We start from the raw sequence: 10,570 nt of genomic DNA on the forward strand, positions 1-10,570 counted from the left end.
CATTTCTCACTACGTTGGTAGATTTACAACCAGGACAAGTTACTGCTATCCAAACCGCCATTTAATTATTTCCCAAATTTTTACACTAATTTAGTGTCTCGTAAATCTTTTTAGCTTGTCAACTCTATTGCTACACTACCTAAGTATTCAGTTCGACTGTTGATGCATTACTTAAGGTTCGACCGAGTTCCTATTCTTGCTTGATCAACAAAGTATTCAGCAATGCCGAGAAATTGCCCCCGAACAGCTAAAGGATAATCTCAAGCGTGCCTACAGTAAAATTTCCCGCTCGAAGCAAATTTTGGATAATCTTAAAAAGCATAAAAAATTAGAGAAATTGGTTATAGCTATGGAACAATTGATCGAAGAATAAACTACAATTTCTTCGTTAGTAAGCCTCTCCCAAAGCGTAGCGACGGGCGAGAAAAGCCACAAACATCCTCTGATGAGGTACAAGATCCAAGTATTATTCTTTTTATTAGATATTCTCGATTGCTTTCATCAATGCTTGAGAATTTGCTACTGTACCAAAGACACCCCCCTGCATCTTGACCATCTTCAACGCTGCTAAATGATTATCGTAATCCGTTGCCCCCGTACAGTCAGACAGCAGCAAACATTCATAACCGCGATCGTTAGCATCTCGCATCGTCGTATGAACGCAAACATCAGTGGTAATGCCCGATAAAATAATATTTTGGATGCTTTTACCTTTTAAAATTAAGTCTAAATCGGTGGCATAAAAAGAGCCTTTTCCTGGCTTATCGATAATGGTTTCTCCAGGGATAGGGGTAAGTTCGGGAATAATTTCCCATCCAGGTTCGCCACGCACTAAAATCTTGCCACAGGGACTTGGATCGCCAATCCCCGCACCAATTTGGCGACTGCGCCAGCGTTTGTTGGCTGGTAAATCTGCAAGATCGCTTCGATGTCCCTCGCGGGTGTGCATGATATGAAAACCCTTATCTCGCATTATTCTAAGGACTTTAGCAATCGGTTTGATTGGCGCACGAGTTAAAGATAAATCGTAGCCCATTTTATCGACGTATCCCCCAATACCGCAGAAGTCAGTCTGCATATCGATAATTAACAACACCGTGTTTTTGGGTCGCAAATCGCCATTATAGGGATAGGGATAGGGTTCTGATTCAATAAAATAAGTCATCTCGATCGCATCTGTAATTTAATAAATATTTAGCTTGAATTAAAGGTTTTTAAATAGTTACGCCAACCGCCATATTGAGTAATTTCTTTACCGTTTTCGCAGCAAATCGATTCGCCAACAACACCGAGAATTTCTGACCCATTATCGAGTCGTACTTTGCCAATACACAAGCCTGGAGGTTCCTGAAGCAGTATTTTAGCCAAGCCTGCGGGGGGTACTGCCCAAACTTCAACGACGATCTCCTTACCTCCTTTAGACACGCGCATCATGGCAGGGTGAACATCATCGATAGAAAACAGTCGATAGGTCGCTTCGGTAGTTGCTTCTTTGACAAAAGTTGCTCCTATTGCCAGAAGATTTTGATTGAGTTCCAACCCCCGCATTAAAGTTCCATTGACAGCCAGCTCAAGATCGCTCATGAATCGACTGGTGTAGAAATGGGTGATTGTTGATATTCTCTAGTAGGTGCATCAAAACCGCAGGATCTACCATCTGTATGAATTACTTCGTTTTCCCAGGGTAAACGGTAATTGCCGTTTACCAAGTCTTGCATATAGGTATAGGGACAGTCTTTAGCACCGCCTTTAACAGCTACATAACCCCGATGACCGAACTGATAGATATTGTTTTCTACCGCCCAATGGAGGCGGGCTTCGCGCACTAAATCGGGTCTGACTTCGGCGGTAATAATTTCATTAGGGCGATCGCTCCCCGTAACTAAAGGTACTCCATCAAAGTTAATAATTGACCCTTCTCCCATCGAATCAAAAGTTCCATCCGTGCCACACATACAAACTGAAGCAGTGTACATTAAATTGCAAAAGGCATTGGCTTGATTAGTAATGTGCCAAGAATGACGAATCGGGGCAGTATAACCTGCGGTACGAATCATAATTTCTGCTCCCTTATAGGCACATTCTCGCGCCATTTCGGGAAACATTCCGTCATGACAAATGATTAAGGCAAGCTTGCTGCCGTTTGGACCTTCACAGACGGGAATGCCTAAATTACCTGGTTCCCAGGGTTCGACAGGAACCCAAGGATGGAGTTTACGATAGTAAAGCTTTAATTCACCGCGATCGTCGATAATAATTCCGCTATTGTAGGGATTGCCATCGGGATTATATTCCATAATTGAAAAGCAGCCCCAAATTTTATGCTCCCGACAGGCTGCACTAAAAGCTGCTACTTCTGCACCGTCCAAGCAACACATAATTTCTGGATTAGTATCCATAGATAAGCCGTGTAGGGCATATTCGGGAAACACGACTAAATCCATCGTGGGCATATTGCGTCGGGCTTTACCAACCAAATCGCAGATTGTTTGGGTTTGTGCTGCCAAATCGTCGGGAGTTACCACGGTGGGTAACTGAAGCTGTACCATACCGAAGACGACCCCAGCAGGAGATTTATTTAAACCACCAAGTCCATTCATAATCTACTTACTACTTACTACTTACTACTTACTACTTACTACTTACTACTTATCCGTCCCCAATGCCCCTGGTGCGCTAGTCAACCTGCGTTTGGGAGAACAGGTAAGAATCATAATCGCTAAGGTTAAGACATAAGGAACGGCATTGAAGAGGTAATAACCCCAATCGATTCCTACCGATTGTAAGGCAGGACCAAAAGACTGCGCCCCGCCAAACAATAGCGAAGCATAAAGACACTGAACTGGATTCCAACGGGCAAAAATTACCAGTGCCACGGCGATTAGTCCTTGACCGCTAGAAATTCTCTCTGTCCAAACACCAGGATAGTAAAGAGACAAGGCAGCACCGCCAATTCCCGCCAGAAAACTGCCGACAGTAATACTCAGCATTCTGACTTTAAACACCGAGATTCCCATTGCCCTGGCAGCATTGGGATTGTCGCCTACAGCACGAACGTATAAGCCCCAGCGAGTAGACTTGAAAAACCACGGCATTAAAAAAGCGATCGCGATACCTAAAATAAATAACGGACTGATTTTTAATGCTGCTTGAACTTGAGTCAGGTTACTCCAATTGCCCAAGTCGATCGTCGGAAGTTGAGGGGCTGCGGGTTTAATAAAAGGTTTGCCCAAGAAAAAAGCCACCCCGCTACCAAAAATAATCATGGCAATGCCTACTGCCACATCATTAACTCTCGGTTGTTGGGAGAGCCAACCGTGAATTATGCCTAGAGCCATTCCTGCCAATCCCGCACACAGTACCCCCAACCAAGGAGAGCCTGTTAGATAGGAAATAGCATAGGAACTCATCGCCCCAGTTAATAAGGTCCCTTCCAATCCCAAGTTAATTTTACCACTCTTTTCTGTCAGGCATTCCCCTAAGCTGACGAACAAAAAGGGAACACTCCCCCTAAATGTTCCTGCAATAATGCCTAACGGTACTCCCCACCAACCTAATGCTTGTGCCATGATTAATTATCAATTATTAATTATTGTTTACTCAGCAGTGTTTCTCGTTCTTGGAAGAAAGCAAAACGCCCGTAAAGAGAATCGCCATACAAGACCATCAAGAACACTAAACCTTGGAAAACCAGAACTGTAGCATCGGGCAGATCGTGCGATCGCTGGAGAATGCCACCGCTAGCCAAAATTCCTCCCAGCAAAGTTGCTACCAATGCTGCTGCCAAGGGATTATGACGAGCAACAAAAGCGACTAAAATACCGCCATAGCCGTAACCCACATTGAGAGATTCATTTGCCACGCCCTGAACTGCTGCCACCTCCACCATGCCAGCCAAACCAGCACAAGAACCTGCTAAAAAACAGATGATAATAGTCAATTTACCGACCCGGAGACCTGCTAGCTGTGCAGCGCGAACATTTCCTCCAGCAGTGCGGGCAGCAAAACCAAAGGTGGTGCGCTCAATTAAGATATATGCCACGATACAGGCAACCAGCCCATAGATTAAGCCATAGTGAATACGAGTACCAGGTATATCCCCCAAGCGGTTAATTTCGGCAATGGGAAAAGTTGACGGCTTATTCAGAGAACTCGGATCGCGCATCGACCCTCCTACCAAATGATTGAGTAGGGCGATCGCAATATAGTTTAAGAGCAAACTGCTAATAGTTTCGTTCACTGCTCGATAGTGACGCAAGACTCCCGCGATCGCAATCCAAATTCCACCAAACAGCATTCCTCCCATCGCCATAGCAATCTGAATGAGCATCGGAGGCAGAGATTCACCTAAAGTAAGCCCGACGATAATCGCACCTAATCCCCCCATGACTAATGCACCTTCATTGCCAATGATTACCAATCCCAAACGGGCTGGAAGGACAGTACACAAGGAACTCAGCATCAAAGGCGAAGCTTGAATAAATGTTCTTTGCCAAGCACTCCATCCGCCAAAGGCTGCCTTATAAATTGAGCCATAAACCTCCAGGGGATTTGCGCCCACTACGGCACAAAAAAATCCAAAGATAACCAGTGCTGCCAAGACTGCACCCACTGGAATACAAATTGCTTCTAGACTTTTACGCCAGTTATATTGATCGATCATTTAAACACTTCCTTGCACCCCGTCCACTAGCCAGTCTGTCGTCTCTAGCTCGACCGCGGTCTGTTCGTAAGTTTTGCCATCTGGAAGAATAACTTGTCCCTCATTGTCTTTTAGCGTTCCCATATAAATTACCATTGAGGCATCGGCAAACTTTTCTTTAACAGCTTCTGCATCTGCTTTTGCCTCTTCGCTAACTGCTGGCCCATAGGGTGATAGTTTCCAGAAATTTTCTGAAAGACCGCCTCGGACTATATGAGGAATGTCGCCGTCCATCAGGGTTTGACCCTCTTTGACCCAATTAGCATACTGAGTATAGATGCTTTTCCAATCCCATTCTGCTCCAGTTAGATAGGCTTCGGGAGCTAATGCGGACTGGTCTGTATGGTATCCCGTACAGTAGACCCCTCGTTTAGCAGCAGTTTCGATGACTACTTTAGGACTATCTACATGGCAGGTAATAACATCAGCACCTTGATTAACCATACTGTCAACTGCTTCTGCTTCTTTTACAGGGGCAGCCCAATCTCCTGTAAACACGACTTGGGTAATAATGTCAGGGTTAACGCTTTTTGCACCTAAAGTGTAGCCATTAATGTTGCGTAAAACTTGGGAAATTGGTTTAGCAGCGACAAATCCTAATTTTTCACTTTGAGTATTGTGGGCAGCAACAATTCCCGCTAGATACTGAGCCTCATCGATATAGCCAAAGTAACTGCCGACGTTTTCTGGCATTCCCTCTTCATAAAGTCCTCCAGCATGGAAAAACTGCACGTCGGGAAACTCCTTAGCTATTTCGAGAATATGGGGGTCGAAGTAACCAAAGGAGGTAGGAAACAATACTTTTGCCCCATCTATTTCGATCATCTCTCGCATTGTCTCCTGCACCGCTTGGGTTTCGGGAACGTTAGCCTGTTCGACCACTTTAAACCCAGTCAGTTCGGCAACTGCTGCTGCACCTTCAGCATGGGATTGGTTATAGCCAAAATCATCTTTAGAACCGACATAGATAAAGCCGATAACGAGGGGTTCATTTTCTGAGGTTTGTCCCTCTCCCGATTGACTGCTGCATCCAGTGCCAAATTTCGAGGTTAGACCAAAGGCTGTGGTGGCTAAGATACCTCTGACGATCTGACGACGGGATAATTTTAGTTTCTCGGTCATTCTGATTGCTCCGTTAGATTTAAACACTTACTCTGTTCTGGGTTTTCGTTTCGCCTCCTAAATCTCTATCGATCAATAAAGCTTGGATAATTTGTTCGCTCGTTGTTGTCCAACCCACAATTCCGCCTTGAGCGCGAATCATCTCTAGGGTAGATTGTTTAAATTCAGGAAAATAACTGGCGGTGGCATCTTCAACTAACAAACATTCGTAACCGCGATCGTTTGCTTCGCGCATGGTTGTCTGAACGCAAACCTCAGTCGTCACTCCAGTAACGATTAGGTGAGTTATACCTTTTTTTTGTAGCTGAGATTCTAGACTGGTTTGATAAAATGCACCTTTACCTGGTTTAGCAATGACTATCTCATTGGGGAGAGGTTGCAATTCAGAGATAATATCATTACCTGGTTCACCCAAAATCAATATTCGCCCCATAGCACCCATATTGCCTATTTTTAGCTTACTTTTTCCGCGCTGTAGCTTTGATGGTGGACAATCAGATAGATCCCTTTGATGACCCTCTACCGTATGAAAAATTGGTAAAGCGCGATCGCGAAATGTATCTAAGATCTCTTTGACAGTTGGCACAATCTTCTGAAGTTGGCTAATCTCATTCCCCAAAGCCTCTGCGAACCCCCCTGATTCTAAAAAATCTCGCTGCATATCAATAATTACTAACGCCACGCGATTGAGGCTGGGTATTTCATATTCGTACGGTTGGGCTGGGATTAAGACCATAGCTTAATTTATTACTTATTACTTCCCTATTTCCTTACATAGAACTAATATCCCGCCATGCGCCGGCCAATAGTGTTGATGTCTGCCTCCGCAGCCACACCTTCATAAACCAGTTTTCCTTCCCTAATAGCAACCAGGCGATCGCACAGCTTAAGAAGTTCGTCTAAGTCTTCACTGACAAGCAGTACCGCTACGCCTCGGTTTCTGGCTTTCACAATTGAGCGATGAATAAAATCTACCGAACTAAAATCCAGACCAAAGCAGGGATTAGCAGCAATTAATAACTCAATTTTCTTGGAAGATAATTCTCTGGCTAATACGGCACGCTGGACGTTTCCCCCAGAAAGATTGGCGATGGGAGTTTCTGGAGATGGAGTATTTACGGAGAAGGTTTTGATTAAGCTTTTAGCAGCCTGGCGAATAGCTTTTAAATTTAAAAATCCCTTTTGAGACTGGGGAGAGCGATCGAAGGTTCGCAGTGCCATATTTTCGGCGACGCTCATATTAGAAACGCAGGCGTTTTGTAATAGTTCTTCTGGTAGAGAAAACACCTGATGGTGAAACATTTCTTCGCGAGTTGCCCGATAGGTTTCACCGTTGACAAATATTTCTCCAGAGGTAGCCGAACGTTGACCCGATAATACTTCCACTAATTCTTTTTGCCCATTTCCCGATACTCCCGCAATCCCAACAATTTCACTGCTATTTACTTTGAGGTTTACGCCTTTTACTGCTGGAAGTCCATTATCTCGATCAACGCAAATATTTTTAATTTCTAAAACTGTTTGACCAGTAGAAGTTTCCATTTTTTCTATTTGTTCCAACTCCTGCTTTTCCCCCATCATCATTTGCGCCAAGTCAAAGATATTTAAATCTCTAACTAAGCCAGTTCCCGCTAATTTCCCTTTACGCAATACGGTAACTTCATCGCAGAAAGCCATTACTTCTCGGAACTTATGGCTAATTAGCAAAATACTCAAATTGCCAGCAACTACTTCTTCTCGTAGCAAACCTAACACCTCGTCTGCTTCTTGAGGAGTCAATACTGAAGTAGGCTCGTCTAAAATTAAAATGCGACTCTGAAGATAAATCTGTTTGAGAATTTCTAGTTTTTGCTTTTGTCCCGCAGCTAATTGAGCCACAGGAACATTTAACGGCACTTTCAACGGTGAAGCTGCCATAAATTCCGTTAAATTCTTAGACTCTCGTTTCCAGTCAATCAATTGAGTCTTATCGTAACGGGAGAGTACCAAGTTCTCCGCTACGGTCATGGCAGGTATAGACGTGAAGTGCTGATAAACCATACCAATGCCGTATTTATGAGCATTGCGGGGACTATCAATTTGACGAGAGCACTTATCAATAACTACTTCACCTCCACTAGGCTGATAAAAACCCATAATGCACTTAACCAAAGTGCTTTTACCTGCCCCGTTTTCCCCTAGTAATGCATGGACAGTTCCTGGTTTGATTTTTAAGGTAACGTCATCTAGAGCCACAAAACTACCAAACCGCTTGGACATATTGACCGCTTCTAATGCTGGCGGCATCTTGGCGGTGGTCTGATTGTTAGCAGTCATTGCTTCCATTGAATCACCTTGATTAATAGCTGTAATCCGATAGGCTTAGATTGACAGAATCAAGCTAAAAATTATGTATTTAAAATTACAAAAATGGACACTTCAGCAATGCGAAATAGTAAGCCTGTTTTGCCTGATCCTGCTTTAAATTCCTCAATCGAGCAACGTAGTTGCTCCGACAGCACGCGCTGGCGACGCGCTCCAGCGCGTGCTGATTAATTCATTTTTCGGCTCTGTTATTAATGCGTTTAATTATAGTCGTTAGTATCGTATGGCAGACTGTCCGTAATCTTTTGGCTGCCTTGGATACAGAAGGCAGCCATGAGGGTGTAACGAATGGAATCTTTGTGTTGGCGTAAAAGACAAGGAGTTTCGCGATTCTGCTCGATGACGATAAGTTTTGACGATTTACCCTCAAACAAATTAGTTGACAAACTAACAGCGCGAATACGTTTTAGCTTTTCTATTTCAGTTAGAAAGCTGCCCAACCCCACTGCTCCTGGGTCAGTCTTAAGAAAGGCAAAGTCTGACATTTTTATTTTCCGTTTTTGCCGTAGAGAGGAGAACATCAATTTGTTCGGTCAACTCTGGGGTAAGTTTATCTAGAATTTGCTCTTCAAAATCAGTTTCGTAGAAGAGCGATCGCGCTGTTGATTAAGCGTTCTACTTGAAGTTTGGTTGGTGGCTCTAACTCTTGGGGTAATAGCGTCCAATTCTCTATGAGTTCTTCTGTATCCTAATTTGATGGCGAGGGACGTTGCAACGCGGAGCAGCTTGTCCAATCGCCATGTTGGTTTAACCATTTATCTCCTTTGATTGTCAAAACTCAGCAGAGGAGAATCGATAACATTAAAAGTTCATCATAAATGCAGATTTAAAACTACCTGTCAAATGCCACTAAAAAGATACATTTAGAAAACTTATCAATTAGTCAAAAAATAGGATGGAGAAAAGAAGAGTAGAGCGCAAGCTATAAAGCATACACAGAGAAGGTTTCAGCTAAAAATTGCACTTCGTGCACGCGATGCGCAGCGAGTTCTTTAGAAAACCCTATATTAGACCTCTTGCACGAATCCAGAAAAAATGAGAGAAGTAGGGAAAAGAGCTTTTAAAGAGAATGACCTACAAACAAATCAAAAATTTGAGAGAGCAAGAATTTAAACGCTTGTGTGGGGTCAAACCAGAACTGTTCAAAAAAATGGTAGAAGTATTAAAAGAAAAATCACCAAAAGGTAGACCCAGAGGTGGACAAGCAAAACTGAGTTTTGAAGATCAGTTGCTAATCACATTGGAGTATTGGCGTGAATATCGTACTTATTTTCATATTGCTCAGTCCTGGGGAGTGCATGAATCGACAGTTTGTAGAACAGTTCACCGAGTAGAAGATCGATTAATCAAGTCCAACAAATTTAGCCTACCAGGGAAAAAATCACTTTCCAACACTCAAACAGAGTGGTCAGTAATAGTAATAGATGTAGCCGAGAGTCCCATCGAACGTCCTAAAAAAAACAGCGAAGTTACTACAGTGGAAAAAAGAAAAAGCACACTTTAAAATCTCAAATAGTAATTGAGCCTGATAGTCTGAAAGTAATTTGTACAGCCCATGGGAAAGGAAAAGAACATGATTTTCAACTCTTTAAGAGTAGCAAACTCAAGCCCATAGAATCGATAGAAATCATGGCAGATAAAGGATACCAAGGAATCAAAAAGATTCATAGGTTAAGTTATACTCCAATGAAAAAATCTAAAAAGAAATCTCTGACTTCAAAGGAAAAAGAATATAATCGAGAGCTTGCCAAGCAAAGAATATATGTAGAACACGTCATCCGTTGCTTAAAGATTTTTCGGATTTTAGCACAACCATATCGTAATCGACGACGACGATTTGGATTGCGTTTTAATTTAATTTCAGGCTTGTACAATAGCGGACTAGATTTAGCGATCGCCTGATTCATGCAAGAGGTCTATTGCTGTCTCAACGCCTAGTTGTTCTGTCGATAATTGGCTTAAATTTTTGCGGTCGAGTTTTTTTTAGCTTCAGAATCAAAAAAAGCGATCGCATTGAGAGTAAGAAAAATGTCACAAATAAAAAGTGTCTACTAATTATACGACTATCTTTAAAAGAAGATTAGATGAAATGTTAAGTATAAGAAAATTTTCTGAAATTAAGACAAATTCTACTAGGTTAAAATGATTGCATAAAATATTTCATTTTTTATACAACCATATTTTTAAATATTTTTTATTGTTTAACTGGTGTCTATGAGTAAGTATTCAGGTATCAAAAAGAGATAAATAGTTGCAACCGAGAAGAAAACTGGGTAATGTAACGATAGGATGAGCCAAAAACCAGAGTTGAACAATCAAGAGCAGTTAAACCAGTTGTCAAAAAAAGAACTGGTACAAATAATATTGGCTCAACAAAAAATT

General features: G+C 42.5%; 12 protein-coding genes. 2 read left to right on the forward strand and 10 right to left on the reverse strand.

Features of this window, described 5'->3' with window-relative positions:
• Positions 1–196 precede the first annotated feature (196 nt).
• Entirely contained in the window at positions 197–373 is a 177-nt protein-coding gene (locus V6C71_08500; GenBank protein HEY9768535.1) for a hypothetical protein, read from the forward strand.
• Positions 374–478: 105 nt separating this feature from the next.
• Here the strand turns inward: V6C71_08500 and V6C71_08505 are convergent, their stop codons facing one another.
• From V6C71_08505 to V6C71_08550, 10 genes are all read right to left on the reverse strand, one after another.
• Positions 479–1,165 carry an isochorismatase family cysteine hydrolase gene (locus tag V6C71_08505; protein ID HEY9768536.1) on the reverse strand — a complete coding sequence of 229 codons (687 nt, stop codon included), beginning with the start codon at positions 1,163–1,165 and terminating at the stop codon, positions 479–481.
• Positions 1,166–1,194: 29 nt separating this feature from the next.
• Entirely contained in the window at positions 1,195–1,584 is a 390-nt protein-coding gene (locus V6C71_08510) for a gamma-glutamylcyclotransferase (GenBank protein HEY9768537.1), read from the reverse strand.
• On the reverse strand, positions 1,581–2,600 hold the full coding sequence (locus V6C71_08515) for a formamidase (protein ID HEY9768538.1): 1,020 nt from the start codon (positions 2,598–2,600) through the stop codon (positions 1,581–1,583). Before V6C71_08515 ends, V6C71_08510 begins: the two co-directional genes overlap by 4 nt.
• A gap of 45 nt (positions 2,601–2,645) precedes the next feature.
• Complete coding sequence (locus V6C71_08520) at positions 2,646–3,569, reverse strand: ABC transporter permease (protein HEY9768539.1); 924 nt, start codon at positions 3,567–3,569, stop codon at positions 2,646–2,648.
• Positions 3,570–3,589: 20 nt separating this feature from the next.
• Positions 3,590–4,663, reverse strand: a complete 1,074-nt coding sequence (locus V6C71_08525; GenBank protein HEY9768540.1) for an ABC transporter permease — start codon at positions 4,661–4,663, stop codon at positions 3,590–3,592.
• Positions 4,664–5,824, reverse strand: a complete 1,161-nt coding sequence (locus V6C71_08530) for a BMP family ABC transporter substrate-binding protein (GenBank protein HEY9768541.1) — start codon at positions 5,822–5,824, stop codon at positions 4,664–4,666.
• Between the two features lie 19 nt (positions 5,825–5,843).
• Positions 5,844–6,560, reverse strand: a complete 717-nt coding sequence (locus tag V6C71_08535) for an isochorismatase family cysteine hydrolase (protein HEY9768542.1) — start codon at positions 6,558–6,560, stop codon at positions 5,844–5,846.
• Between the two features lie 44 nt (positions 6,561–6,604).
• Positions 6,605–8,149 carry an ABC transporter ATP-binding protein gene (locus tag V6C71_08540; GenBank protein HEY9768543.1) on the reverse strand — a complete coding sequence of 515 codons (1,545 nt, stop codon included), beginning with the start codon at positions 8,147–8,149 and terminating at the stop codon, positions 6,605–6,607.
• 239 nt (positions 8,150–8,388) lie between these two features.
• Positions 8,389–8,673, reverse strand: a complete 285-nt coding sequence (locus tag V6C71_08545) for a hypothetical protein (protein HEY9768544.1) — start codon at positions 8,671–8,673, stop codon at positions 8,389–8,391.
• 69 nt (positions 8,674–8,742) lie between these two features.
• On the reverse strand, positions 8,743–8,943 hold the full coding sequence (locus V6C71_08550) for a hypothetical protein (protein HEY9768545.1): 201 nt from the start codon (positions 8,941–8,943) through the stop codon (positions 8,743–8,745).
• A gap of 314 nt (positions 8,944–9,257) precedes the next feature.
• Here V6C71_08550 and V6C71_08555 point away from each other — a divergent pair.
• Positions 9,258–10,090, forward strand: a protein-coding gene (locus V6C71_08555; protein ID HEY9768546.1) for an IS5 family transposase whose coding sequence is annotated in 2 segments (ribosomal slippage) — positions 9,258–9,648 and positions 9,648–10,090 — 834 coding nt in all. Because the reading frame shifts where the segments join, the coding sequence is not laid out codon by codon here.
• Positions 10,091–10,570: the final 480 nt, after the last annotated feature.

It is taken from the genome of Coleofasciculaceae cyanobacterium, assembly GCA_036703275.1.
Taxonomy (GTDB): Bacteria; Cyanobacteriota; Cyanobacteriia; order Cyanobacteriales; family Xenococcaceae; genus Waterburya.